Annotated in this window: 24 protein-coding genes and 1 other RNA gene; 6 read left to right on the top strand and 19 right to left on the bottom strand. The window is 60.4% G+C overall.

What is annotated here, in order from left to right:
- Position 1: 1 nt before the first annotated feature.
- The 9 genes from mraY to rsmI form a co-directional block, all read right to left on the bottom strand.
- Positions 2-1,084 (bottom strand): phospho-N-acetylmuramoyl-pentapeptide-transferase, encoded by a 1,083-nt coding sequence (gene mraY, locus KGA89_RS01920; protein WP_003205349.1) that lies wholly within the window; start codon positions 1,082-1,084, stop codon positions 2-4.
- Positions 1,084-2,451, bottom strand: a complete 1,368-nt coding sequence (locus tag KGA89_RS01915; RefSeq protein WP_223470382.1) for a UDP-N-acetylmuramoyl-tripeptide--D-alanyl-D-alanine ligase — start codon at positions 2,449-2,451, stop codon at positions 1,084-1,086. The genes mraY and KGA89_RS01915 overlap by 1 nt, the downstream gene beginning before the upstream one ends.
- Entirely contained in the window at positions 2,444-3,907 is a 1,464-nt protein-coding gene (locus KGA89_RS01910; RefSeq protein WP_223470380.1) for a UDP-N-acetylmuramoyl-L-alanyl-D-glutamate--2,6-diaminopimelate ligase, read from the bottom strand. Before KGA89_RS01910 ends, KGA89_RS01915 begins: the two co-directional genes overlap by 8 nt.
- A complete protein-coding gene (locus tag KGA89_RS01905; RefSeq protein WP_223470423.1) occupies positions 3,907-5,646 on the bottom strand; it encodes a peptidoglycan D,D-transpeptidase FtsI family protein in 1,740 nt (579 codons plus the stop codon). Before KGA89_RS01905 ends, KGA89_RS01910 begins: the two co-directional genes overlap by 1 nt.
- The gene (gene ftsL, locus KGA89_RS01900) at positions 5,646-5,939 is read right to left on the bottom strand and encodes a cell division protein FtsL (protein ID WP_223470378.1); all 294 of its coding nucleotides are present in this window, start codon (positions 5,937-5,939) and stop codon (positions 5,646-5,648) included. The genes KGA89_RS01905 and ftsL overlap by 1 nt, the downstream gene beginning before the upstream one ends.
- Positions 5,936-6,883 carry a 16S rRNA (cytosine(1402)-N(4))-methyltransferase RsmH gene (gene rsmH, locus KGA89_RS01895; RefSeq protein ID WP_003205354.1) on the bottom strand — a complete coding sequence of 316 codons (948 nt, stop codon included), beginning with the start codon at positions 6,881-6,883 and terminating at the stop codon, positions 5,936-5,938. Before rsmH ends, ftsL begins: the two co-directional genes overlap by 4 nt.
- A complete protein-coding gene (gene mraZ, locus KGA89_RS01890) occupies positions 6,880-7,335 on the bottom strand; it encodes a division/cell wall cluster transcriptional repressor MraZ (RefSeq protein WP_003205355.1) in 456 nt (151 codons plus the stop codon). Before mraZ ends, rsmH begins: the two co-directional genes overlap by 4 nt.
- A 309-nt stretch (positions 7,336-7,644) precedes the next feature.
- Positions 7,645-7,998, bottom strand: an RNA gene (rnpB, locus tag KGA89_RS01885) — RNase P RNA component class A.
- Positions 7,999-8,072: 74 nt separating this feature from the next.
- A complete protein-coding gene (rsmI, locus tag KGA89_RS01880; RefSeq protein ID WP_080561008.1) occupies positions 8,073-8,978 on the bottom strand; it encodes a 16S rRNA (cytidine(1402)-2'-O)-methyltransferase in 906 nt (301 codons plus the stop codon).
- A 191-nt stretch (positions 8,979-9,169) separates the two neighbouring features.
- Here rsmI and KGA89_RS01875 point away from each other — a divergent pair, with 191 nt between their 5' ends.
- The 4 genes from KGA89_RS01875 (at position 9,170) to KGA89_RS01860 (ending at position 12,614) form a co-directional block, all read left to right on the top strand.
- A complete protein-coding gene (locus tag KGA89_RS01875) occupies positions 9,170-10,981 on the top strand; it encodes a penicillin-binding protein activator (RefSeq protein ID WP_003205357.1) in 1,812 nt (603 codons plus the stop codon).
- Entirely contained in the window at positions 10,981-11,343 is a 363-nt protein-coding gene (locus KGA89_RS01870) for a YraN family protein (RefSeq protein ID WP_223470376.1), read from the top strand. Before KGA89_RS01875 ends, KGA89_RS01870 begins: the two co-directional genes overlap by 1 nt.
- A gap of 102 nt (positions 11,344-11,445) precedes the next feature.
- Positions 11,446-12,039, top strand: coding sequence for a phosphoheptose isomerase (locus tag KGA89_RS01865; protein ID WP_007928463.1), 594 nt, complete (start codon positions 11,446-11,448; stop codon positions 12,037-12,039).
- Complete coding sequence (locus tag KGA89_RS01860; protein WP_003178201.1) at positions 12,036-12,614, top strand: BON domain-containing protein; 579 nt, start codon at positions 12,036-12,038, stop codon at positions 12,612-12,614. Before KGA89_RS01865 ends, KGA89_RS01860 begins: the two co-directional genes overlap by 4 nt.
- 225 nt (positions 12,615-12,839) lie before the next feature.
- On the opposite strand, the gene KGA89_RS01855 is transcribed toward KGA89_RS01860, so the two are convergent.
- From KGA89_RS01855 to rplM, 7 genes are all read right to left on the bottom strand, one after another.
- Positions 12,840-13,253, bottom strand: coding sequence for a ClpXP protease specificity-enhancing factor (locus KGA89_RS01855; RefSeq protein WP_003205360.1), 414 nt, complete (start codon positions 13,251-13,253; stop codon positions 12,840-12,842).
- A gap of 16 nt (positions 13,254-13,269) precedes the next feature.
- On the bottom strand, positions 13,270-13,887 hold the full coding sequence (locus KGA89_RS01850; RefSeq protein ID WP_003178195.1) for a glutathione S-transferase N-terminal domain-containing protein: 618 nt from the start codon (positions 13,885-13,887) through the stop codon (positions 13,270-13,272).
- Between the two features lie 148 nt (positions 13,888-14,035).
- The gene (locus KGA89_RS01845; RefSeq protein ID WP_109754819.1) at positions 14,036-14,818 is read right to left on the bottom strand and encodes a cytochrome c1; all 783 of its coding nucleotides are present in this window, start codon (positions 14,816-14,818) and stop codon (positions 14,036-14,038) included.
- On the bottom strand, positions 14,818-16,029 hold the full coding sequence (locus KGA89_RS01840; protein WP_003205362.1) for a cytochrome b: 1,212 nt from the start codon (positions 16,027-16,029) through the stop codon (positions 14,818-14,820). Before KGA89_RS01840 ends, KGA89_RS01845 begins: the two co-directional genes overlap by 1 nt.
- Complete coding sequence (gene petA / locus KGA89_RS01835; RefSeq protein ID WP_003205363.1) at positions 16,029-16,622, bottom strand: ubiquinol-cytochrome c reductase iron-sulfur subunit; 594 nt, start codon at positions 16,620-16,622, stop codon at positions 16,029-16,031. The genes KGA89_RS01840 and petA overlap by 1 nt, the downstream gene beginning before the upstream one ends.
- A gap of 256 nt (positions 16,623-16,878) precedes the next feature.
- On the bottom strand, positions 16,879-17,271 hold the full coding sequence (gene rpsI / locus KGA89_RS01830) for a 30S ribosomal protein S9 (protein WP_003205364.1): 393 nt from the start codon (positions 17,269-17,271) through the stop codon (positions 16,879-16,881).
- Between the two features lie 14 nt (positions 17,272-17,285).
- The gene (rplM, locus tag KGA89_RS01825; protein WP_003205365.1) at positions 17,286-17,714 is read right to left on the bottom strand and encodes a 50S ribosomal protein L13; all 429 of its coding nucleotides are present in this window, start codon (positions 17,712-17,714) and stop codon (positions 17,286-17,288) included.
- A 245-nt stretch (positions 17,715-17,959) separates the two neighbouring features.
- Here rplM and KGA89_RS01820 point away from each other — a divergent pair, with 245 nt between their 5' ends.
- Positions 17,960-19,000, top strand: coding sequence for an NADP(H)-dependent aldo-keto reductase (locus KGA89_RS01820; RefSeq protein WP_003205366.1), 1,041 nt, complete (start codon positions 17,960-17,962; stop codon positions 18,998-19,000).
- A 129-nt stretch (positions 19,001-19,129) separates the two neighbouring features.
- Here KGA89_RS01820 and KGA89_RS01815 read toward each other — a convergent pair whose 3' ends face one another.
- Complete coding sequence (locus tag KGA89_RS01815) at positions 19,130-20,266, bottom strand: acyl-CoA dehydrogenase family protein (RefSeq protein WP_223470374.1); 1,137 nt, start codon at positions 20,264-20,266, stop codon at positions 19,130-19,132.
- 244 nt (positions 20,267-20,510) lie between these two features.
- Here KGA89_RS01815 and KGA89_RS01810 point away from each other — a divergent pair, with 244 nt between their 5' ends.
- On the top strand, positions 20,511-21,407 hold the full coding sequence (locus KGA89_RS01810) for a GlxA family transcriptional regulator (RefSeq protein WP_172681420.1): 897 nt from the start codon (positions 20,511-20,513) through the stop codon (positions 21,405-21,407).
- Positions 21,408-21,593: 186 nt separating this feature from the next.
- On the opposite strand, the gene zapE is transcribed toward KGA89_RS01810, so the two are convergent.
- Positions 21,594-22,688, bottom strand: coding sequence for a cell division protein ZapE (gene zapE / locus KGA89_RS01805; RefSeq protein ID WP_003205369.1), 1,095 nt, complete (start codon positions 22,686-22,688; stop codon positions 21,594-21,596).
- 102 nt (positions 22,689-22,790) lie between these two features.
- Positions 22,791-24,146 carry a tryptophan--tRNA ligase gene (locus tag KGA89_RS01800; protein WP_223470372.1) on the bottom strand — a complete coding sequence of 452 codons (1,356 nt, stop codon included), beginning with the start codon at positions 24,144-24,146 and terminating at the stop codon, positions 22,791-22,793.
- Positions 24,147-24,161 lie beyond the last annotated feature (15 nt).

Genomic DNA, 24,161 nt, shown 5'->3' with positions numbered 1-24,161 from the left:
TCTACCTCAGCTTCAGGGTGGCAAGGCCGATCAGCACCAGAATCACGGTGATGATCCAGAAACGGACGATCACGCGCGGCTCGGGCCAGCCCTTGAGTTCAAAGTGGTGGTGGATCGGCGCCATGCGGAATACGCGGCGGCCGGTCAATTTAAAGGAGGCAACCTGAATGACGACTGACAGGGTCTCCATCACGAACACACCGCCCATGATGAACAGGACGATTTCCTGGCGAACGATGACGGCGATGGTGCCCAGGGCCGCGCCCAGCGCCAACGCGCCGACGTCGCCCATGAAGACTTGCGCCGGGTAGGTGTTGAACCACAGGAACCCCAGGCCGGCACCGATCAGCGCTCCGCAGAACACGATCAGCTCGCCCGCCCCTGGCACATAGGGGATCAACAGGTATTCGGCGAATTTCACGTTACCCGACAGGTAGCAAAAGATCCCCAGGGCGCCGCCGACCATGACCGTGGGCATGATCGCCAGGCCATCGAGGCCGTCGGTGAGGTTGACCGCGTTGCTCGAACCGACGATCACCAGGTAGGTCAGCACGATGAAACCTGCACCCAGCGGGATGCTGTAGTCCTTGAGCATCGGCAGGATCAGGGTGGTCTCCACCGGCGAGGCGGCGGTCATATAAAGGAAGATCGCCGCGCCGAGGCCGAACACCGACTGCCAGAAATACTTCCAGCGGCTTGGCAGCCCACGGGAGTTCTTCTCGATGACCTTGCGGTAATCGTCGACCCAGCCGATGGCGCCAAAGAGCAAGGTCACCAGCAGCACGACCCAGACATACCGGTTCGCCAGGTCGGCCCAGAGCAAGGTGCTGATGCCGATGGACGACAGGATCAGCGCGCCGCCCATGGTCGGGGTGCCGGATTTGGACAGGTGTGATTGCGGGCCGTCGTTACGTACCGACTGGCCGATTTGCAGGTTCTGCAGGGTGCGGATCATCCACGGGCCCAGGAACAGCGACAACGACAGCGCGGTCAGCACACCCAGGATCCCGCGCAGGGTCAGGTACTGGAAGACCGCGAAGCCTTTGTGGAACTGTTGCAGGTACTCCGCTAGCAGCAGCAGCATTAATGTTTCTCCGTGGAGGCGCCGCACAGCGCCGCGACGATGTTTTCCATCGCTGCGCTGCGTGAGCCCTTGATCAATAAGGTGGTGTTCGGATCCTGCTCGGCGCCCAGGGCCTGGATCAGTTCGGCCTGAGTGGTGAAATGCCGTGCGTGCTCGCCAAACGCGGCGACCGCATGGGCCATCATCGGGCCGACCGCATACAGCGCGTCGACCTTGCCGCGCGCATAGGCACCGACATCGTGATGCCCCTGTTGCGCCCACTCGCCCAGCTCACCGATATCCCCCAGCACCAATACGGTACGGCCGGAGAAACCGGCGAGGATATCCACGGCCGCGCACATGGACGACGGATTGGCGTTATAGGTGTCGTCGATCACGCGCATACCGTTGCTGGCCAGTTGCGCAACACTGCGCCCCTTGACCGGCTGCACGGCGTTCAACCCGGCGACGATGCCCGGCAGCGACACGCCCAGCGCATGGGCAGCCGCTGCCGCGGCCAGGGCGTTGGCAACGTTATGGGTGCCAAGCAGGTTCAACTGCACCCGCTCGGCGCCATCCGGGCTGTGCAGGTTGAAGGCCGGGCAACCGCGAGCATCGCGGTCCAGGTCGCTGGCGTAGAAATTCGCGGCGAGGTTGCTCAGGGCAAAGGTCAGCACCTTGCGCTCGCCCGCCCGGGTCTTCCAGATTTCGAAGGCCTTGTCGTCGAGATTCAGCACCGCGACACCATCGGCATCCAGCCCCTCGATGATCTCGCCCTTGGCCTCGACGATTTTTTCCGGGCCGCCGAACTCACCGACGTGAGCAGTCCCGGCATTGTTGAGCACCGCCACATGAGGCTTGGTCATGCCCACGGTGTAGGCGATCTCGCCGAGCCGCGAAGCGCCCAGTTCGATGACAGCGGCGCTGTGTTCCGGCGCCAGCTCCAGCAGGGTCAGTGGCACGCCGAGGTCGTTGTTCAGGTTGCCACGGGTCGCCAGCACCGGACCACGGGTGCGCAGGATGCTGGCAAGCATTTCCTTGACAGTGGTCTTGCCGCTGGAGCCGGTGATGGCTGCGACCGGGTTGCCATACGCCGCGCGGTTCAGCGCACCGAGCTGGCCCAGGGCCAGGCGGGTGTCGTTGACGAGCAATTGCGGCAGCGTGCTGTTGGTCACTTCGCGCTCGACCAGGGCCGAAACCGCACCTTTGGCGGCGACCTCGTTCAAGTAATCGTGACCATCGAAGCGCGGCCCGGCCAGAGCGACGAACAATTGCCCCGGCGCGATCGCCCGACTGTCGATGCTGACGCCGTCGAACGTGGCGTCCGCGGCGATGAGGCGTGCATTCAGGGCGTTGGTCAGTTCGCTGAGCTTCAGGGCCTTAAGCATGGGCCACCTCCCACGCGGTCAGGGCGTGATCGGCTTCCACCAGATCGGAGAAAGCGTGGCGTTCGCCGTTGATTTCCTGATAGTCCTCGTGGCCCTTACCGGCCAGGACGATGACATCGTCCGCCGAGGCACTGGCGATCAACTGGGCAATGGCCTGGCCGCGACCAGCCACGAAGGTGACGTTATCCACAGCCATAAAACCGGCGCGGATGTCGTCGAAAATCCGCTGCGGGTCTTCGGTACGAGGGTTGTCGTCGGTGACCAGCACGCCGTCTGCCAGCCGCTCCACCACCTCGGCCATCAGCGGACGCTTGCCGCGATCACGATCGCCACCGCAGCCGAACAGGCACAGCAACTTGCCCTTGGCGTGAGGACGCAGGGCCGTGAGAACTTTTTCCAACGCGTCGGGGGTATGGGCGTAATCGACCACAACCAGTGGTTGAGTCCCACCGCCCAAACGCTGCATGCGACCGGCCGGGCCCTCGAGCTTCGGCAAGACCTTGAGAATTTCGTCCAGCGCGTAGTCCAGGCCGAGCAAAGCGCCGATGGCCGCCAATACGTTGCTCAGGTTGAAGCGGCCGAGCAAGGTGCTGCGCAAATGGTGCTCGCCCTGGGGCGTGACCAAGGTGGCACGCACGCCTTCGTCATTGAATTGCGCCTGGCGTACATAAAGGTAGGCGCTGGCATCTTCCAGGCTGTAGGTGATCAACCGCGACTCGCGCTTTTCGGCGGCCAGTTGCCGACCGAATTCGTCATCGAGGTTGATGACCCGGCACTTCAGGTCATTCCAGGCAAACAGCTTGGCCTTGGCTTCACCGTAGGCCTGCATGGTGCCGTGATAATCCAGGTGATCCCGGGACAGGTTGGTCAACACCGCGACATCGAACGCCAGCGCGGTCACACGGCCCTGGTCCAAACCATGGGAAGAGACTTCCATCGCAACGGCCTTGGCACCAGCCTTTTTCAGGTCCGCCAGGGTCGCTTGCACGGCAATCGGGTTCGGCGTGGTGTGCAGTCCGCTTTCCAGCGCGCCATGGAAGCCGTTGCCCAGGGTCCCGACAATGCCGCAATGCTGGCCGAGCAGGTCGAGGGCCTGGGCCACCAGTTGGGTCACGCTGGTCTTGCCGTTGGTGCCGGTCACGCCCACCAGGTTCAGGTGACGGCTCGGGTCGCCATAAAAACGCCCGGCGATGTCCGACAGCTGCGCTGCCAGGCCCTTGACGGGAATCAGCGGAACGTCGGTGATCGGCAGTACAGTAGCGCCTTGCACTTCATAAGCCACGGCAGCCGCGCCACGCTTCAAGGCATCGGCAATATGGTCGCGACCATCGACACGCGCGCCCGGCACCGCCAGGAACAAGTCCCCGGCGCGTACATTGCGGCTGTCCAGGGCCAGTTCGCGAATCAGCAGATCGTGACCGGCGTGGGCAAAAATCTTGTTCAGGCTCAGGGACATCAGCCACGCCCTCCTTCGGTTTTCAAGGGAACGACCGGTGCGGTATTGGCCTGCTGGGTCGGCGGCAGGTTATCCGGGGTAATGTTCATCAGGCGCAGGGTGCCGGACATCACTTTGCTGAACACTGGCGCCGAAACCAGGCCACCGAAGTAGCCTGCCTTGCTCGGTTCATCGATGACCACGACGATGGCATAGCGCGGGTCGCTCATCGGGCCGAAGCCGGCAAACAGCGAACGGTAGGAGTTCTCGGCGTAGCCTTTGGTGCCCACGGAGGTCTTACGGGCCGTACCCGATTTGCCTGCCACGTGATAGGCCGGCACCTGGGCGCGATAGACACCGCGCGGCGCCTCGATTACCTGTTGCAGCATGCCCTGCATGGTCTTGGCGACATTCTCCGGGATCACTTGGGTGGTCTGCGGCGCCTTGTCGGTCTTGATCAGGGTCAGCGGGGCGATACGGCCATTGTTGGCCAGCGCGGAGAACGCGTGGACCAGTTGGATCGCCGTCACGGAAACACCATAGCCATAGGACAACGTGGCGGTTTCAGCCTTGCGCCAGTCACGGTAGTTCGGCAGGTTGCCGACACGCTCGCCCGGAAAGCCCAGGCCGGTGTCCTGGCCGAGGCCGATTTTCTGGGCCAGGCGATAAATCGTCTCACCGCCGATATCGAAGGCGATCTTGCTCATGCCCACGTTACTGGAGTTGATCAGGATGCCGGTCAGGTCGAGCACCGGGCCTTCGGTCTTGGACACGTCGCGGATGGTGTACTTGCCGATCTGCAGGGTGCCCGGGTACACCTCGACGGTGTCGCTCGGTTTCCAGCGCCCGGTTTCCAGGGCGGCGGCCATGGACACGGCTTTCATGGTCGAACCCGGCTCGAACACGTCGATCATCGCGCGGTTGCGCATCATCGCCGGTTGCAGGTTGCGACGGTTGTTCGGGTTGTAGGTCGGCTGATTGACCATCGCCAGGATCTCGCCAGTCTTCACGTCCATGATTACCAGACTGCCGGCCTTGGCACCGTTCTCGACGATGGCATTGCGCAGCTCACGGTTGGCCAGGTATTGCAGGCGCAGGTCAATGGACAACGCCAAGGGCTTGCCGGCCTTGGCGTTTTTGGTGACTTGGACATCCTTGATCAGCCTGCCGCGCCGATCCTTGATGACCTGGCGCTTGCCGGCGACCCCGGCGAGCCATTCGTCATAGGCCAGTTCGACACCTTCGCGCCCTCGGTCATCGATGTCGGTAAACCCGACCATGTGGGCCGTGACTTCACCAGCCGGGTAGAAACGCCGGAACTCTTCGATGCCGTAGACACCGGGTACTTTCAGGTCGAGCACGCTCTGGCCCTGCTCGGGCGTCAGGCCGCGCACCAGATAAATGAATTCCTTGTTGGCCTGGGCTTCGAGGCGCTCGGCCAGGGCCTTGGGATCCTGCCCGAGGGCCGCGGCCAGTGCCGGCCATTTTTCCTTGGCCAGCTGCATTTCCTTGGCGTTGGCCCACAAGGTGGTTACCGGGGTGCTCACGGCCAGGGGTTCGCCATTGCGGTCGGTGATCAGGCCACGGTGAGCCGGGATCGGAATATGCCGCACACTGCGCGCATCGCCCTGCCCCTTGAGGAAATCACGGTCGACGACCTGCAGATCGATGATGCGCCACGAAATCGCCGCCACCATGATCCCGAGCAAACCCAGGACCAGACGAAACCGCCACGGGAACAGCGCCCCTTCGAGTTTCATCATGGCGCCACCATCTGCACTTCGGCAGCGCTGGGAATGCGCATTTTCAGCTGCTCGGTGGCCAATACTTCGATACGGCTATGGGCGGTCCAGGTGCTCTGCTCCAGGATCAACCGGCCCCATTCGGCCTGCGCCTTGTCGCGCACGCTCAGCTCGTTGTAAAGGGAATTGAGAAGCTGCCGGTTCCAGTGCGCGCTATAGGACACGCCGATGGCCGACACGAGCACGCCGATAAACAGCAGCAGCATGAAAAAGCTGCCGCCGGGCAGTGGCTTGGCGAAGAGCTTGCTCACCGCAACTTCTCCGCGACACGCATGACGGCGCTACGGGCACGTGGGTTGGCCTTGAGTTCAGCCTCAGAGGCGAACTGCGCCTTGCCATGGATCTTGATTTTTGGCACGAAGGCTTCGAAACGCACCGGCAGGTTGCGCGGCAGGTTATCGGCTTCGCCCTTGGTGAGTTTGCGCATGAACAGCTTGACGATGCGGTCTTCCAGGGAATGGAAGCTGATCACCACCAGCCGACCGCCAATTTCCAGCGCTTCAAGCGCCGCTTCGAGACCGACTTCCAGATCGCCCAGCTCGTTATTGACGTGGATGCGCAAGCCCTGGAACGCACGGGTCGCCGGGTTCTTGCCCTTTTCCCAAGCCGGATTGGCAACTTTCAGTACCTCGGCCAGGTCGCCGGTGCGCTCAAATGGCTTGATGTCGCGCCGCTCGACCACGGCACGGGCCATACGGCCGGAGAAACGCTCTTCACCGTATTCCTTGAAGACGCGAGCGATTTCTTCCACCGGGGCAGTGTTGACGAATTCGGCGGCGCTGATGCCACGGGACGGGTCCATGCGCATGTCCAGCGGGCCGTCATTGAGGAAACTGAAGCCGCGCTCCGGATCGTCCAACTGCGGCGAAGACACGCCCAGGTCGAGCAGCACGCCACTGACCTTGCCGGCCAGGCCACGCTCGGCGACTTCCGAAGCCAGCTCGGCAAAGCTGCGTTGCACAATGACAAAGCGGCCGTCTTCGGCCGCCAGCGCTTGCCCGGTGGCAATCGCTTGAGGATCCTTGTCGAACCCCAGCAACCGGCCACCCGGACCGAGCTTGCTGAGAATCAACCGGCTGTGTCCGCCACGCCCGAACGTACCGTCCAGATAGCAGCCATCAGGACGTACGGCGAGAGCCTCGACGGCTTCGTCAAGCAGTACGGTGATGTGGTTAAAGCCGCTATCAATAGTCACAGGATCAAATCACGCAGTTCATCAGGCATGGCGCCCGGTTGTTGAATAGCAGCGAGGTCAGCGGCAGAAACCGCATTCCAGGCATCTTCGTCCCACAGCTGGAACTTGTTCAGTTGGCCCACCAGCATCGCGCGCTTGTCCAGCTTGGCGTACTCGCGCAGGCGCGGCGGAACCAGGAAACGACCACTGCCATCGAGTTCGAGGTCGACGGCATTACCGATCAGCAAGCGTTGCAGACGGCGGTTTTCTTCACGCAACGAAGGCAGTGCGCGCAGTTTGGTTTCGATGATTTCCCACTCATCAAGAGGGTAAACACACAAACATGGGTCAACGGCGTCGATCGTGACGATTAACTGCCCCGAACTTCGCGAAACGAGCTCGTCACGATACCGGCTCGGCATGGCGAGACGGCCTTTTGCATCGAGACTGATAGCGTTAGCTCCGCGAAACACGTCTGCGTTTCTCCCCTTTTTGGCGTTTTACCTTCAAAAAAACCCACTTCATGCCACTTTCCGCCACTTGCGCACACTATAGGAATGCGCCCACCGCACCGTCAAGGCGCGGATTGAAGGAAAAGCCTTATAGATCGGAGATTTAGGAGCGTTTCAGGAGGGGTAACAAGAATCTGACGTAGGAATTTTCGCCTCAACCCGAATGAGCACAGGAAGCTGCGCGCACAAGTTAAAGTGATTTATTAAGAGTAAGATTTTTTTGGTATTAGCAACTGCGTCTGCCAGTGATTCCGGCAGGGAGGGAAAAAGGTGGAGAGTCGATCTGTAAGCCGGGTTCTGTCTTGAACAGTCATTCGTCTACGATGGCCATCACTGGACATCTTTAGCAACCTACCCGGTCCCAGCGCGGGCCACGCCTTGGGACCCTATTTGGTCTTGCTCCAAGTGGGGTTTACCTAGCCACGAACTGTTGCCAGACGTGCGGTGCGCTCTTACCGCACCTTTTCACCCTTACCGGCACCGAAGCGCTTAGGCGGTTATTTTCTGTGGCACTTTCCGTAGGCTCACGCCTCCCAGGCATTACCTGGCACTTCGCCCTATGGAGCCCGGACTTTCCTCCCCCCCCTAATTCTCATAGAGGGCAGCGACTGTCCGATCGACTCTCCGCCGCGAAGGTTAACGGTAGAGCGCTCGAAGAACAAGCGCTAAAAGCCTTGGGCCAGCCCTGCGCCCCGCTTTCACTGATCCTTCTGTTTCTCCAGTGCGACCTGGTACAGCACATTCTTGCGCTCGCCAGTGATCTGCGCCGCAAGGGCCGCGGCACGCTTGAGCGGCATTTCCTCGAGTAGCAGGTTCAGGATGCGCATCGCTTCGCTGCTGACAGCGTCTTCACTTTCCGGCGCTGTCCACCCGGCCACCAGCACTACACACTCGCCGCGCTGCTGGTTGCTGTCGCTTTCGACAAACGCCCGCAGCTCTGCCAACGGCAACCCCTTGAGGGTTTCGAAGGTCTTGGTCAACTCACGAGCCAGCAACGCCGGGCGCTCGGCGCCGAACACCAGTTCCATGTCTTGCAGGCATTCCAGAATGCGGTGCGGCGCCTCATAGAAGATCAGCGTGCGTGGTTCTTCCTTTATAGCTTCCAGGCGCGCCCGCCGCCCCACCGCCTTGGCCGGCAGGAAACCCTCGAAGATGAAACGGTCCGACGGCAGCCCCGCCGCCGACAGCGCTGCGATCAATGCACAAGCGCCTGGCACCGGCACCACGCTGATGCCTGCCGCCCGGGCCTGGCGCACCAGATGATAGCCAGGGTCGGAAATCAGTGGCGTACCGGCATCGGAAATCAGCGCGACGTTATCGCCCGCCAGCAGCCGGGTAATGAAACGACTGCCCTCATCCCGTTCATTGTGTTCATGACAGGCGGCCAACGGCGTGGAAATGCCGAAATGCTGCAGCAGGCGCTGGGAGTGACGCGTGTCTTCAGCTGCGATCAAAGCAACTTCCTGCAGGATTTTCAGCGCCCGGGCACTGATATCGTCCAGGTTGCCGATGGGCGTCGCCACCACATAAAGCGAGCCGGCAGCGGAATTCAAAGCACCTGGAGCAGTCAAGACACATACCTCATGATCGGTAAAAACCGCCATTGTAGCGTGTAGCGGCGGTCTCGGCTGTTCGTCCTTAAACGACGACAGTGCAGGACACCCTGACGGCCTTTTGTGTTGCCCCGCACTCTTTGAAATACCTAAATTGATCGATTCACACCACTAACATCGCGCCCCGGCCAGTGCTTGGGTACAATTCGACGCTAATTTGATCTCGTATCAGGAACACTTACATGATCGCTTGCCTGCGGCTGCTCTCCGCCCTCTGCCTCGCTGCCCTCCTGGCGGCTTGCGCCAGCTCGCCCTCGTCCAGCCTTGGCGAACTTCCACGCACCCCGGATGCCAGTATCGAGCAGTTGCTCGAACAGGCCACTCAAAGCAAAAATCCGGAAAAAGCCGCCCTGCTGCGCCTGAGCGCTGCCGACCTGGCCTACCGCCAGGGCAATGCCGGCCAGTCCGCACAGATCCTGCAACAAGTGCCGATGGAACAACTCAAGCCCGGCCAGCAGATTTTCGCCAGCACGCTGTCGGCTGAACTGGCGATGACCCGCAACCAGCCCAAGGCGGCACTGACCGCCCTGAGCCACCCAAGCCTGCAACACCTGAGCGAAATGCCGGTGGAGCAACAGGTTCGCACCGGTACCGTCCGCGCCCGCGCCCTGGAGGCCGATGGCCAGACCCTGGCCGCCGCCAAGGAGCGCATTTTCATCGCGCCCCTGTTGGAAAACGACGCTGCGGCAAAAAACCACGAAGCCATCTGGTCGTTGATCGCCTCGCTGCCCACCGACCAGTTGCAGCCAAGCTCCAACGACGACCTTGGCGGCTGGCTGAGCCTGGCCCAGGCCGTCAAGACCGCCGGCACCCTGGAACAACAGCAGGCGGCCATCGACCACTGGCGCGAACAGAACCCGAAGCACCCTGCCGCCCTGCAACTGCCGACACCCCTGGTCAAGCTCAAGGAGCTGGCGAGCCAGCCGCTGAGCAAGATCGCCCTGCTGCTGCCACAGAATGGCCAGCTAGCTGCGGTTGCCAAGGCCTTGCGCGAGGGCTTCATGGCCGCGCATTACCAGGCCCAGCAGGCCGGTCAGAAGCCGCCAAGCATCCAGTTCTATGACAGCTCCAGCCTGACCTCCATGGACGAGTTCTATCGCAAGGCCCAGGCCGACGGCGTGCAACTGGTAGTCGGACCGCTGGAAAAACCCCTGGTCAAGCAGATCAGCACCCGCCCGCAACTGCCGATCACCACCCTGGCGCTGAACTACAGCGAAGGCGAACAAGGGCCACCGCAACTGTTCCAGTTCGGCCTGGCCCCCGAGGATGAAGCCCGCGAAGTCTCCCGCCGTGCCCGCGCCGACGGCCTGCATCGCGCCGCCGCCATGGTACCGAAGGGTGAATGGGGCGATCGTGTCCTGAAAGCCTTCAGCCAGGACTGGCAGGCCAATGGCGGCACCATCATCGCAATCGAACGGGTCGACCAGCCGGTGCAACTGGCCCAGCAGATCGCCGACATGTTCCAACTGCGCCAGAGCGAAGGTCGCGCCAAGAGCCTGCAAAGCACCGTTGGCACCACGGTCGCGGCCCAGCCGTCCCGTCGCCAGGACATCGAGTTCATCTTCCTGGCCTCGACGCCGCAACAGGCCCAGCAGATCAAGCCGACCCTGAACTTCCAGTACGCGGGTGATGTGCCGGTCTACGCGACGTCTTCAGTGTTCAGCGCCAGCGGCGACCAGAACCAGTACAACGACATGAGCGGTATCCGCTTCTGCGAAACCCCTTGGCTGCTCGACGCCAATGACCCGCTGCGCAAGCAGGTCACCGCACAGTGGCCACAGGCGGGTAGCAGCCTGGGCCGGTTGTACGCGATGGGGGTAGACGCCTATCGCCTGGCACCACGCCTGGGCCAGCTCAAGACGTTGCCGGACAGCCGCATCGAAGGCCTGTCGGGCAGCCTGGCAGTGTCTCCAACCCAGCGCGTACAGCGTCAACTGCCTTGGGCCGAGTTCGTCAATGGCCAGGTGCAGCGCCTGCCGGATACCCAGCGCTGATGCCCGACCGATCACGCCAGCAAAGCGGACGGGATGCCGAGGGCCAAGCTCTCGCGCATCTCCAGCAACAAGGCCTGCGGCTGGTGGCGCAGAACTGGTTGTGCAAACGCGGCGAGCTTGATCTGGTCATGCTTGACGGCGATACAGTAGTATTCGTCGAAGTCCGCTACAGAAAAAATACTCAATGGGGTGGCGCGCTCGACAGCATTGACGAGCGCAAGCGCCAGAAGCTGGTTTTCGCCGCGCAGTATTTTCTGCAACGCGAGTCTCGCTGGGCCGATCATCCCTGCCGCTTCGACGTGGTTGCCATCGACAGCAACGCCGCCCAGTTGAACTGGCTGCAGAACGCCTTCGACAGTTGAGCGCCCATGCCGAGCCGGACACCTTCACCTAACTTTTTTGCTCTTTGCTTTGCGCGCCGCACATGTTTGTGCCGATAAGCCGCGCTACTTAAGGTCACACAGATGGACATGCAATCGCGAATTCGCCAGCTTTTTCAGGCCAGTATCGACACCAAGCAACAGGCGATGGACGTACTTGCACCGCACATCGAGCAAGCCAGCCAAGTGATGGTCAACGCCCTGCTCAACGAGGGCAAGATGCTTTCGTGCGGCAATGGCGGCTCGGCCGGCGACGCCCAGCACTTCTCTTCGGAACTGCTCAACCGCTTCGAACGCGAGCGCCCGAGCCTGCCGGCGATCGCCCTGACCACCGACAGCTCGACGATCACCTCGATCGCCAACGACTACAGCTACAACGAAGTATTCTCCAAACAGATCCGCGCCCTGGGCCAACCCGGCGATGTGCTGCTGGCGATTTCCACCAGCGGTAACTCGGCCAATATTATTCAAGCGATCCAGGCCGCACATGATCGCGAAATGATTGTCGTAGCATTGACCGGTCGTGACGGCGGCGGCATGGCGTCCCTGCTATTGCCAGAAGACGTCGAGATCCGCGTACCGGCCAATGTCACCGCACGTATCCAGGAAGTCCACCTGCTGGCGATCCACTGTCTTTGCGACTTGATCGACAGCCAACTGTTCGGGAGTGAAGAATGACCCCTAATCGCCTAGGCCTTCTGGCCCTGACCCTGTGCCTCGGCATCAGCGGCTGCACATCGGTGGTTAACGCCAGCCGGGAAAAGCCGATTGAAGACGATCGCGGCACCCGCACCTTCGGCAGCAAGATCGACGACTCCCTGATTGAAACCAAGGTCGGCGTGAACATTGCCAAGGCCGACCCGGACCTGGACAACAACTCGCACATCGTCGTCACCAGCTTCAACGGCGTCGTACTGCTGGCCGGCCAGACCCCACGCGCCGACCTCAAGGCCAAGGCCGAACAGGAAGCCAGCGCCGTGCAACGGGTCAAGACCGTGCATAACGAACTGCAGGTCCTGCAACCCTCCTCGCTGCTGGCGCGCCAGAACGACGCCTGGCTGACCACCAAGATCAAGACCCAGATGCTCACCGACGCCAGTATTCCCGGCTCGCGCATCAAGGTTGTGACTGAGAATGGCATTGTCTATTTGCTGGGGTTGTTGACCAAGAAAGAGGCTGCGCAGGCGACCAACCTGGTGCAGGGTGTGTCCGGGGTGCAGAAAATCGTCAAGTTGTTTGAGTACATTGACTGATTTTTGAACTTCAGTTGCTCAAGAAAAACGGCGCTTCTTCTGGGACGGAGGACGCCGTTTTTTTTGCTTCTTTTTTGGTGGGATCGATGTGTATATCCGTTGCTGCGGTAACGGATATACACACCAACCACAACAGCAAAAAAAAATGCCCACATCTCACGATACGGGCATTTTCTTAACCAGGTTACCAAGCTTTCAAACAGCCTGTATCTGGCACATATCTACCTACTTCACCACTTTCAAACTCGGCCGCCCGCTAGGACGCGGCGGCTCGTCATCCGGTGGCGGCAGGTCATCATCCGGCTCGAACTCTTCTTCGCCATCAAGCGGCGCTTCCAGCTCAAACACCATGCCCTGGCCATTCTCCCGAGCATAAATCCCCAGGATCGCAGCAATAGGCACGTACAAAGTGTGCGGCACGCCACCGAAGCGCCCTTCGAAGCTGACGGCGTCGTTATCCATATGCAAGTGACGCACAGCGGCTGGCGACACGTTCAAGACAATTTGCCCGTCATTGGCAAAACCCTGCGGCACCTGCACCGACGGAAACTCGGCGTTGACCAGCATGTGCGGGGTGCAATCGTTGTCCACAATCCACTCGTAGAGCGCGCGGACCAGATAAGGTCGACTGGAGTTCATAGCGGCTCCCTAAGCCTTAGCGCATGTCACGTTCGACGCCAGACAGACTCGCCTGGAAAGCCTCACGCGCGAATTGGCGCTCCATATAATCAAGCAGCGGCTTGGCAGGCCGCGGCAGTTCGATACCCAGAATCGGCAAACGCCAGAGTATGGGCAATAGGCAGCAATCCACCAGACTTTGTTCCTCACTGAGGAAAAACGGCTTATCGACGAATAGCGGCGATACGCCAGTCAGGCTTTCACGCAATTCCTTGCGTGCCACGACCCGCGCCGGCTCCTTGGTCCGAGAATCCAGGATCAGATCCACCAACCCGCACCAGTCACGCTGGATGCGATGGATCAGCAAACGGCTGTTGGCCCGCGCGACAGGGTACACCGGCAGTAAAGGTGGATGCGGATAACGCTCATCCAGATATTCCATCACCACGGTCGACTCCCACAACGCCAGGTCACGATCGACCAGTGTGGGCAGGCTGCCATAAGGGTTCACCTCGATCAGCTTCGGCGGCTGACGGCCCGCTTCGACGTAAATGATCTCGGCGCTGACACCCTTCTCTGCCAGTACGATGCGTACCCGGTGGGAATAGTGGTCGGCGGGGTCGGAGTAACAGGCCAACCGATTGGTCACGCCCATGGCGATCCTCCTCGCTTGTTGAAATTATCGAAAAACGGAAAAACGAGCGCGCCCAGAGGGCATCTCCCGTAACACCTGGCTGGCCAGGCTCGTTACATTAGAGACGCCCTTGGGCGCGCACGATTAACAGCAACGGCTTACAGCTTTATCAATGCACGTCTTTCCAGTATTCACGCTTGAGCAGGTAAGCGAATACGAAGAAGAACGCCAGGTACAGCAATACATAGGTACCGATGCGCTGATGCTCCAGCTTCACCGGGTTGGCCGAGTAGGCCAGGAAGGTCACAAGGTTCTTGACCTTCTCGTCGAACTGCTCCGGAGTCAGGCTGCCGGTGTTCGGCAATACAGTCAGCTGGTCGCAGGCTTCATGAGTCAAAGCGGTGCCGGTCAGCGGATCGAATTGCTTTTTACCGCCCTCAACGATCTGAACCTGTTTGCAGCCTACCACCTGGCGCCCTTGGAGGCCGACCAGTACGTTAGGCATGCCGACGTTCGGGAAGACCTTGTTGTTCACGCCCCATGGACGCGCAGGATCTTCGTAGAACGAACGCAGGTAACCGTAGAGCCAGTCAGTACCACGCACACGCGCCACCAGGGTCAGGTCTGGCGGCGCGGCGCCGAACCAGGTCTTGGCGTCCGCAGGTTGCATGCCAATGGTCATGTGATCGCCCAGTTTGGCACCGGTGAACACCAGTTTCTCGAGCATCATTTCATGAGGAATGCCCAGGTCATCGGCAACACGCTCGTAGCGCTGGAACTTGGCACTGTGGCAACCCATGCAGTAGTTGGCGAACGTACGTGCGCCGTCCTGCATGGCAGCTTTGTCGGAAACGTCGATGTCGACTTTTTCCAGCTCTGGACCACCGTGTTCAGCCGCGAAGGACAGTACAGGCATAGCAGCAAGAATCAGTACAGCAAATAGCTTTTTCATCAGCCAGTCACCCTTTCCGGAACCGGTTTGGTCTTCTCGAGCCTGGTGTAGAAAGGCATCAGAATGAAGTAGGCGAAGTACAGGAAGGTGCAGACCTGCGACAGCAACGTACGCTCCGGTGTCGGGGCCAATACGCCCAGCACGCCCAGGATCACGAACGAGATGCAGAACACCACGAGCCAGATCTTGCTCAGCCAGCCTTTGTAGCGCATCGACTTGACGGGGCTGCGGTCCAGCCAAGGCAGGACAAACAGCACTGCGATGGCCGCGCCCATGGCGATAACGCCCATCAGCTTGTCCGGGATCGCCCGCAAAATCGCGTAGAACGGCGTGAAGTACCAGACCGGGGCAATGTGCTCAGGGGTCTTGAAGGCGTTCGCCTGCTCGAAGTTCGGCTTCTCGAGGAAGTAACCACCCATTTCCGGGAAGAAGAACACGATGGAGCAGAAGATGAACAGGAAGACCACCACGCCGACGATATCTTTCACGGTGTAGTACGGGTGGAAGGCGATGCCATCCAGCGGTACGCCGTTCTCGTCCTTGTGCTTCTTGATGTCCACGCCATCCGGGTTGTTCGAGCCAACTTCGTGCAAGGCCAGGATGTGCAACACCACCAGGCCGAGGATCACGATCGGCAGCGCGACCACGTGCAGGGCGAAGAAGCGGTTCAGGGTAATGCCCGAGATCAGGTAGTCACCACGAATCCACTGGGTCAGGTCGTCACCGATGACCGGGATCGCACCGAACAGCGAGATGATCACCTGGGCACCCCAGTAGGACATCTGGCCCCACGGCAGGAGGTAGCCCATGAAGGCCTCGGCCATCAGCGCCAGGTAGATCAGCATGCCGAAGACCCACACCAACTCACGAGGCTTCTGGTACGAACCGTAGAGCAGGCCACGGAACATGTGCAGGTAGACCACGATGAAGAACGCCGAAGCACCGGTGGAGTGCAACAGACGCAGGATCGAGCCGTACTCGACGTCGCGCATGATGTATTCGACGGAAGCAAACGCTTCTTCCGCCGACGGGGTGTAGCTCATGGTCAGCCAGACACCGGTAACGATCTGGTTGACCAGAACGAGCAGCGCCAGGGAGCCAAAGAAGTAGAAGAAGTTGAAGTTCTTCGGAGCGTAATACTTGCTGAGATGGTCTTCCCACATTTTGGTCGCGGGAAAGCGCGCATCAACCCAATCCATGAATTTGCTCATCACGCTTTCTCCGTATCGACGCCGATGACAATGATGTCGTCGGTCTCATAGGAATGCGGGGGAACTGGCAGGTTCAGAGGTGCAGGCTGCGACTTGTAGACGCGACCAGCCAGGTCGTAGTGGGAGCCGTGGCAAGGGCAGAAATAACCACCGACCCAGTCCTTGCCCAGATCGGCAGGAGCCACTTCAGGACGGAACGTTGGCGAGCAACCCAGGTGCGTACAGATCCCGATCAGCAGCAAAACCTCTGGCTTGATCGAACGCGTTTCAGGATTGACGTACTCCGGTTGGACCGAGTTCTTGGAGGAAGGGTCGGACAACTGACCCTCGATCTTTTTCAGATTCCCCAGGATTTCCTCTGTACGGCGGACGATGAACACCGGCTGGCCGCGCCACTCAGCAATCATCTGCTGGCCTGGCTCGATCTTGCTGACATTCACTTTCACCGGTGCACCCGCGGCTTTCGCCTTGGCACTGGGAAACCATGACCCCACGAACGGGACCGCAGCCCCCACCGCTCCTGCAGCACCCACCACGGATGTGGCTGCTACCAGGAAGCGACGCCGGCCTGCATTCACGCCGTCATTGCTCATTCAGTCCTCTCCCATCAGCTTTGTGGCCTGTTAGATCAGGCGTCTACTAAGTAAAAATCTGAACTTATAAAAATTTTGCCGAATGGTAATGAAAAGCCCCAATTCTGACAAGGTAATTACCAAGCGGCCAAACCGCCAAGCCTTGTAGTATAGGGGCTCTACGAATGTGGCAAGTTGTCACAGAGCAATTCTTTTGCCCATAAAAAAACGCCCAGCTCCGTGAGGAACTGGGCGCCTTTTGAAAGCGGAAGCGAAATTAACGCTTCGAGTACTGCGGACGCTTACGCGCTTTACGCAGACCGACTTTCTTACGTTCAACTTCGCGAGCATCGCGAGTTACGAAGCCGGCTTTGCGCAGAGCACCACGCAGAGTCTCGTCGTAATCCATCAGGGCGCGAGTGATGCCGTGGCGGATTGCGCCAGCCTGACCACTTACACCACCACCGATAACAGTGACGTAGATGTCGAATTTTTCGACGGTCTCGGTCAGTTCCAGCGGCTGACGAACTACCATGCGGGCAGTTTCGCGGCCGAAGAAGTTATCCAGGGAGCGGTTGTTGATGGAGATGTTACCAGTGCCCGGACGCAGGAAAACGCGTGCGGTTGCAGTCTTGCGACGGCCAGTGCCGTAATTTTGAGTCGCCGACATAATGAACTATTCCGTTAAAACTTCAGTTCTTGGGGCTGCTGAGCAGTATGAGGGTGAGCAGCGCCCGCATAAACCTTCAGCTTACGATACATGTCGCGACCCAGTGGGTTTTTAGGCAGCATGCCTTTAACCGCGGTCTCGATCACGCGCTCAGGGGCTTTGGCGATCAGCTTTTCAAAGTTGATCGACTTGATGCCGCCAGGAAAACCGGAGTGGGAGTAGTACATTTTGTCAGTGGTTTTAGCGCCAGTAACACGTACTTGCTCAGCGTTGATCACGACGATGTAGTCACCGGTGTCAACGTGAGGGGTGTACTCAGGCTTGTGCTTGCCACGCAGACGGCTCGCGATTTCGGTGGCCAGACGACCCAGGGTCTGACCAGCAGCGTCGACGACAAACCAGTCGCGCTTTACTGTTTCCGGTTTAGCAGTAAAAGTTTTCATTCTTTATAGCCTCAGGGGCCGCCCTGTAAATTAGACGGCGGATCTTACTGAATAGTGCGTACTTTGACAAGTCAAAGGCAGCCGGATACAGACGCTTTCGGGGGCTCGGGTCGGCGCGTCCGTTCAACGGCAAGATTCTTCGGCGGCGGCGCATCACTTCCACTGCAGAAAGAGGTGCGCAATTATGCAGATTGCGAAAAATATTTCAACCTGCTTTTATGATTGTTTTGCCCAAGGAGTTCCCGATGGACTATCGCCCGCTAGGCCGTACCGACCTGAACGTGAGTGCCCTGTGCCTCGGAACCATGACCTGGGGTGAGCAGAACAGCGAGGCCGAGGCCTTCGCCCAGATCGAACGCGCCAAGGCTGCCGGCATCAATTTCATCGACACCGCCGAGATGTACCCGGTGCCACCCAAGGCCGAAACCTACGCCACCACCGAGCGCTACATCGGCAATTACTTCAAGAGTCGCGGCGATCGTGCCGACTGGATCCTGGCGAGCAAGATCGCCGGCCCCGGCAACACCATCGACTACATCCGCGACAAGAACCTCAAGCACAACCGCCGCCACATCGTCGAAGCCGTGGACGCCAGCCTCAAGCGCCTGCAGACCGACTGGATCGATCTCTACCAGCTGCATTGGCCGGAGCGCAGCACCAACTTCTTTGGTCAACTGGGCTACCAGCACAATGCCGACGAAACGTTCACCCCGCTGGAGGAAACCCTCGAAGCCCTGGACGAACAGGTTCGCGCCGGCAAGATCCGCCATATCGGCCTGTCCAACGAAACGCCGTGGGGCACCATGAAGTTCCTTGCCCTGGCCGAGGCCCGTGGCTGGCCGCGGGCGGTGTCGATCCAGAACCCGTACAACCTGCTCAACCGCAGCTTCGAGATCGGCCTGTCGGAAATCGCCATTCGCGAGCAATGCGGCTTGCTGGCTTATTCGCCGCTGGCGTTCGGCTTTCTGTCGGGCAAATACGAAAACGGCGCACGGCCAGCCAAGGGCCGCCTGACGCTGTACAGCCGCTTCATGCGCTACTTCAACCCGCAATCGGAAGCGGCGTGCAGCCGGTATGTGGCCCTGGCCCGCGAGCATGGCCTGGACCCGGCGCAGATGGCCCTGGCGTTCGTCACCCGGCAGCCGTTCGTGACCAGCAACATCATTGGCGCCACCACGCTGGAGCAACTGGACAGCAACATCGCCAGCTTCGACCTGAAACTGTCGGATGAAGTACTGGCGGGGATCGAGGCGATTCACAAGGATCAGCCGAACCCGGCGCCTTGATCCGTAGGCCTCATCGCGAGCAAGCTCGCTCCCACAGGGGTTCGATGTTGATCACAAAATAGCGATCAGACACGACTCCCCTGTGGGAGCGAGCTTGCTCGCGATAGCGGACCCAAGCTCACCACTGCATCAAAGCGACCGCGCAATGATCTCCTTCATGATCTCATTGGTCCCGGCATAGATCCGCTGCACCCGCGCATCCGCCCACGCCCGGGCAATCGGGTATTCCCACATGAAGCCGTAGCCGCCATGCAACTGCACGCATTCGTCTAGCACCTTGCATTGCAAGTCGGTGCCCCAGTACTTGGCCATCGCCGCCGTCGGCACGTCCAGCTTCCCTTGCAGGTGCAATTCCAGGCAACGGTCCACGAAGACCCGGCCGATCTGGATTTCGGTGGCCATTTCCGCGAGCTTGAAACGGGTGTTCTGGAAGTCTGCGATGGATTTGCCGAACGCCTTGCGCTCGCGGGTGTAGTCCAGGGTCCATTGCAGCGCCGCTTCGGCCGAAGCCAGGCCGCCGATGGCGACGGTCAGGCGCTCCTGGGGCAGCTCCTGCATCAAGTAGGCGAAGCCCATGCCGGCCTGCCCCAGCAGGTTCTCCTTCGGCACGCGGACATCCTGGAAGAACAGTTCCGACGTGTCCTGGGCCTTCATGCCGACTTTTTCCAGGCGCTTGCCCTTTTCAAAGCCCGGCGTACCCGCCTCCACCAGGAACAGGCTGGTGCCCTTGGCGCCGGCCTTCGGATCGGTCTTGGCGACCACGATCACCAGGTCTGCCAGGAAGCCGTTGGTGATGAAGGTCTTCGAGCCATTGATGACATATTCATCGCCGTCCAGCACCGCCGTGGTCTTCACCCCTTGCAGGTCGGAACCGGCGCCCGGCTCGGTCATGGCGATGGCCGTGACCATTTCGCCAGACACCAGCTTCGGCAGGTACTTGTGTTTCAACGCTTCGCTGCCGTAATGCAGGATGTACGGTGCGACGATGTCGGAATGCAGCGAGAAGCCAATCCCTGTCAGCCCCAGGCGGCCGATCTCCTCGATCACCACCGTGCTGTAGAGAAAATCTGCGTCCAGCCCCCCATAGGCTTCCGGGAGGTGCGAGCACAACATGCCCGCCTCCCCTGCCTTGTTCCAGAGCTGGCGATCGACATGCCCCTGTTTTTCCCACTGGCTGTGGTACGGCACGGCTTCTTTTTCAAGGAAGGTTCGTACGCTGTCGCCAAACAACTCGTGCTCGGGACTGAACAGTGTTCTTGGGATCATGGCGCACCTTTGGTTATTGTTGGGCGTTGTTATCCGACAGAGCCTAAGCCTGCGGGGTACGACAGGACACTGGACACATCCGACAAAAAATAAGACGATCCAGCCGTCTGTTGACCACTTTCCCCTATAAAAATAAAGATGAATTATGTCTATGCACGCCTCCACGCCCTTGCGGCGCGTCAGCATCCTGGCAATCGACCAGGTCTTCGCCTCCACCCTCATGCAAGCCAAGGATTTTTTCCACCTGGCCAGCCTGCGCTACGGCAAACAACTGGGCCACGGCCTGACGCCGGCCTTTGAAACCCGGCTGGTCAGCCCCGATGGCAAACCGGTGAACAGCTTCAGCGATGTGATCATGCCGGTGGACGGCGGCCTGGAAAACACCGATGTCATCATCCTGCCGGCCTTCTGGGATGATTTCGCCACCCTCTGCCAACGTTATCCCCAGGTCCTGCCTTGGCTGCGCGAACAACACGCGCGCGGTGCGGTACTCTGCGGCGAAGCCACCGGGGTGTTCTGGCTGGCGGAGGCCGGGCTGCTCGACGGCAAGGAAGCCACCACCTACTGGCGTTTCTTCAATGCCTTCAAGGAGCGCTTCCCCCAGGTATACCTGAACCAGGACAAGCACCTGACCGACGCCGACAACCTGTTCTGCGCCGGCGGCACGACCTCAGCCTGTGACCTCTACATTTATCTCATCGAACGCTTCTGCGGCGCCAACGTGGCCCAGGCCGTGGCGCGGGACATCCTGTATGAGGTGCAACGCAGCTATTCGCCAGGGCGGATCGGCTTCGGCGGGCAGAAACTGCATCAGGATGTGATCATCCTGCAGATCCAGCAATGGCTCGAAGAGCACTTCGCCGATAAGTTCCGCTTCGAGGACGTTGCCCGGGAACATGGCATGAGCATCCGCAACTTCATGCGCCGCTTCCAGACCGCCACTGGCGACAAACCGCTGCATTACCTGCAACGACTGCGGATCGAAACCGCCAAGGGCCTGCTCTCCGGCAGCCGCAAGAGCATCAAGACCATCAGCTATGAAGTCGGCTACGACGACGCGAGCTTTTTCGCCCGGCTGTTCCGGCAACATACCGACCTGTCGCCGAACCAGTATCGGCAGCAGTTCCAGCAGGCGGCGTAGCCCGAGGGCTTGGCAACGATCCACTGTGGGAGCGAGCTTGCTCACGATGGCGGTGGTTCAGCGGCACTGATGTTGACTGACACGACGCCATCGCGAGCAGGCTCGCTCCCACAAGCTCAGATGGGGAATATGCACATACAAAAAAAGGCCCGCAATCGCAGGCCTTTTTTGGTGTTCCGAATGTCCCTACGGCTTATGCGCCCGCGCCAGGAATTCGTGGGACTGCATCTCCAGCAAGCGACTCAAGGTCCGCTGGAATTCGAAGGTCAGGCGACCGCCGGTGTAGAGGTCCTTGAGTTCGACTTCGGCCGAAATGATCAGCTTCACGTTACGGTCGTAGAACTCGTCGACCATGTTGATGAAGCGACGGGCGATGTCGTCGGTGGTGACGCTCATCTGCTCGACGTTGCTCAGCAGCACGGCGTGGAAGATCTTGCCCAGTTCGATGTAGTCGTTCTGGCTGCGAGGGCCGTCGCACAGTTCGCGAAAGTCGAACCAGGCCACGTCATCGCACGTACGCACAGCGCGGATTTCGCGATTTTCGATGACCAATACATCATTTTCCACAGCCTGGGTGCATTCCGGCGTCAGGGCGCGGAAGCTCTTGCGCAGGCTTTCCTGGGCAGCGGCATCCAACGGGAAGTGGAACAGCTCCGCTTGTTCGAGGTGACGCAGGCGGTAGTCGACGCCGCTGTCGACGTTGACGATTTCAGTGTGTTCCTTGATCAGCGCGATGGCCGGCAGGAAACGCGCCCGCTGCAGGCCGTCCTTGTACAGGCCGTCCGGCACGATGTTCGAGGTGGCGACCAGGGTCACGCCGTTCTTGAACAGCTCTTCCATCAAGGTGCCGAGGATCATGGCGTCGGTGATGTCGGAAACGAAGAACTCATCGAAGCAGATCACCCGGGTCTCGTCGGAAAAACGCTTGGCGATGATGGTCAGCGGGTTCTTCTCGCCGCCCAGGGTCTTCATCTCCTCGTGCACGCGCTTCATGAAACGGTGGAAGTGCGTCCGTGTCTTCTCCTTGAACGGCAACGCTTCGAAGAAAGTGTCCACCAGGTAGGTCTTGCCACGGCCCACGCCGCCCCAGAAATACAGGCCCTTGACCGGTGTCTGGTCTTTTTTGCCGAACAGTTTGCCCAACAGGCCGGGCTTGTTGTTCGCCGCCGCGACCAGGTCGTCGTACAGGCGTTGCAAATGCCGCACCGCCGTTTCCTGGGCTGCGTCGTGGAAGAACTCCGGGCGTTTCAGATCAGCTTGATATCGTTCTAGGGGCGTCATATTCGTTAGCAAGGCAACAAAAACGGGCCGTCACTGTAGCGACGGCCCAGAGGAATGGCAATCGGCCCTTATTCGGGCCGATGGTCGGGTGACGTGCCGAGATCAGTCCTGGGCAGGCGTCAGGGCAACGCGCAACGCATCGATGGCTGCATCCCGGGCGGCGCTGTTGGCGAAGGCCGGGCTGTTCGCCACGCACTCGCCTTCGAGCCAGACGCTGAAACTCAGGTCGTCGCTGCGTACGTCCAAGGGCTGGCCGGACTGCAATTGCTTGGTCACCTGCCCTGCGGTCTTGCCGTCGGCAAAATTGTTCGACAGCAACAGTTGCTCGCCGTCGGCGGCCAGCAGACGGAAGCGGAAACTGCCGTCGTCTTCGCGAAAGCTGACGAAGCGTGCTGCCTTGGCGGCTTTCTTCTTGGTGCTGGCGGCCACTTGGACCTGGCTGACAAACGAACGCAGGCCAACGGCCTCGCGCAGTTCGTTGAGGAACGGCGTCGCCACGGCCCGGGCTTTTTTCGCGCCCAGTTGCAGGATGTCTTCAAGGTCCGATGGACGCTCGATGAACTGGTGATAACGCTCGCGCGCTTCACCCAACTCGCTGTCGAGCAATTGGAACAGGCGGTTCTTGGCTTCGCCCCAACCCAGGCCTTGCAGCAGTTCGCTGCGGAACTCGGCGGACTGTTCGGCAGTGGCGAAGGCCTGGAACAGGGTGAACAGGTGCGAATTGTCCGGATCCTTGGCTTCGCCCGGGGCACGCGAGTCGGTAACGATCCGCGAGATCGCGTCCTTCATGTCCTTCGCGCTGCTGAACAACGGGATGGTGTTGTCATAGCTCTTGGACATCTTGCGGCCATCGAGGCCCGGCAGCGTGGCGACGCTTTCTTCGATCAGCGCCTCGGGCATGGTGAAGAACTCCTTGCCCTGGCCGAACAGGTGGTTGAAGCGCTGGCCGATGTCGCGGGCCATTTCCACGTGCTGGATCTGGTCGCGACCGACCGGCACCTTGTGAGCGTTGAACATCAGGATGTCGGCGGCCATCAACACCGGGTAGCTGTACAGCCCCATGGTGATGCCGGCGTCCGGGTCTTCGCCGGCCTCGACGTTCTTGTCCACCGACGCCTTGTAGGCGTGGGCACGGTTGAGCAGGCCCTTGGCGGCGACGCAGGTCAGCAGCCAGGTCAGCTCCGGGATCTCGGGAATATCGGACTGGCGATAGAACGTCACGCGGTCCACATCCAGGCCGCCGGCCAGCCACGTGGCGGCGATTTCCAGGCGCGAACGCTGGATACGCAGCGGGTCATCGCACTTGATCAGGGCGTGGTAGTCGGCCAGGAAGTAGAACGAATCGGCGTTGCTGTCGCGGCTGGCGAGGATCGCCGGACGGATGGCGCCGGCATAGTTGCCCAGGTGCGGGGTGCCGGTGGTGGTGATGCCGGTCAGGATACGGGTACGCGTCGTCATGGGTTATCGCTTGTC

This window comes from Pseudomonas sp. A-RE-22 (assembly GCF_019956035.1).
Taxonomy (GTDB): Bacteria; Pseudomonadota; Gammaproteobacteria; order Pseudomonadales; family Pseudomonadaceae; genus Aquipseudomonas; species Aquipseudomonas brassicacearum.
This window is presented reverse-complemented; position numbering and strand designations above follow the sequence as displayed.

Excerpts from the sequence above, each read along its gene's own strand:
- mraY (WP_003205349.1), bottom strand. The coding sequence starts at position 1,084 with ATGCTGCTGCTGCTAGCGGAGTACCTGCAACAGTTCCACAAAGGCTTC.
- KGA89_RS01915 (WP_223470382.1), bottom strand. The coding sequence starts at position 2,451 with ATGCTTAAGGCCCTGAAGCTCAGCGAACTGACCAACGCCCTGAATGCA.
- KGA89_RS01910 (WP_223470380.1), bottom strand. The coding sequence starts at position 3,907 with ATGTCCCTGAGCCTGAACAAGATTTTTGCCCACGCCGGTCACGATCTG.
- KGA89_RS01905 (WP_223470423.1), bottom strand. The coding sequence starts at position 5,646 with ATGAAACTCGAAGGGGCGCTGTTCCCGTGGCGGTTTCGTCTGGTCCTG.
- rsmI (WP_080561008.1), bottom strand. The coding sequence starts at position 8,978 with ATGGCGGTTTTTACCGATCATGAGGTATGTGTCTTGACTGCTCCAGGT.
- KGA89_RS01875 (WP_003205357.1), top strand. The coding sequence starts at position 9,170 with ATGATCGCTTGCCTGCGGCTGCTCTCCGCCCTCTGCCTCGCTGCCCTC.
- KGA89_RS01870 (WP_223470376.1), top strand. The coding sequence starts at position 10,981 with ATGCCCGACCGATCACGCCAGCAAAGCGGACGGGATGCCGAGGGCCAA.
- KGA89_RS01865 (WP_007928463.1), top strand. The coding sequence starts at position 11,446 with ATGGACATGCAATCGCGAATTCGCCAGCTTTTTCAGGCCAGTATCGAC.
- KGA89_RS01860 (WP_003178201.1), top strand. The coding sequence starts at position 12,036 with ATGACCCCTAATCGCCTAGGCCTTCTGGCCCTGACCCTGTGCCTCGGC.
- KGA89_RS01855 (WP_003205360.1), bottom strand. The coding sequence starts at position 13,253 with ATGAACTCCAGTCGACCTTATCTGGTCCGCGCGCTCTACGAGTGGATT.
- KGA89_RS01850 (WP_003178195.1), bottom strand. The coding sequence starts at position 13,887 with ATGGGCGTGACCAATCGGTTGGCCTGTTACTCCGACCCCGCCGACCAC.
- KGA89_RS01845 (WP_109754819.1), bottom strand. The coding sequence starts at position 14,818 with ATGAAAAAGCTATTTGCTGTACTGATTCTTGCTGCTATGCCTGTACTG.
- KGA89_RS01840 (WP_003205362.1), bottom strand. The coding sequence starts at position 16,029 with ATGAGCAAATTCATGGATTGGGTTGATGCGCGCTTTCCCGCGACCAAA.
- petA (WP_003205363.1), bottom strand. The coding sequence starts at position 16,622 with ATGAGCAATGACGGCGTGAATGCAGGCCGGCGTCGCTTCCTGGTAGCA.
- rpsI (WP_003205364.1), bottom strand. The coding sequence starts at position 17,271 with ATGTCGGCGACTCAAAATTACGGCACTGGCCGTCGCAAGACTGCAACC.
- rplM (WP_003205365.1), bottom strand. The coding sequence starts at position 17,714 with ATGAAAACTTTTACTGCTAAACCGGAAACAGTAAAGCGCGACTGGTTT.
- KGA89_RS01820 (WP_003205366.1), top strand. The coding sequence starts at position 17,960 with ATGGACTATCGCCCGCTAGGCCGTACCGACCTGAACGTGAGTGCCCTG.
- KGA89_RS01815 (WP_223470374.1), bottom strand. The coding sequence starts at position 20,266 with ATGATCCCAAGAACACTGTTCAGTCCCGAGCACGAGTTGTTTGGCGAC.
- zapE (WP_003205369.1), bottom strand. The coding sequence starts at position 22,688 with ATGACGCCCCTAGAACGATATCAAGCTGATCTGAAACGCCCGGAGTTC.
- KGA89_RS01800 (WP_223470372.1), bottom strand. The coding sequence starts at position 24,146 with ATGACGACGCGTACCCGTATCCTGACCGGCATCACCACCACCGGCACC.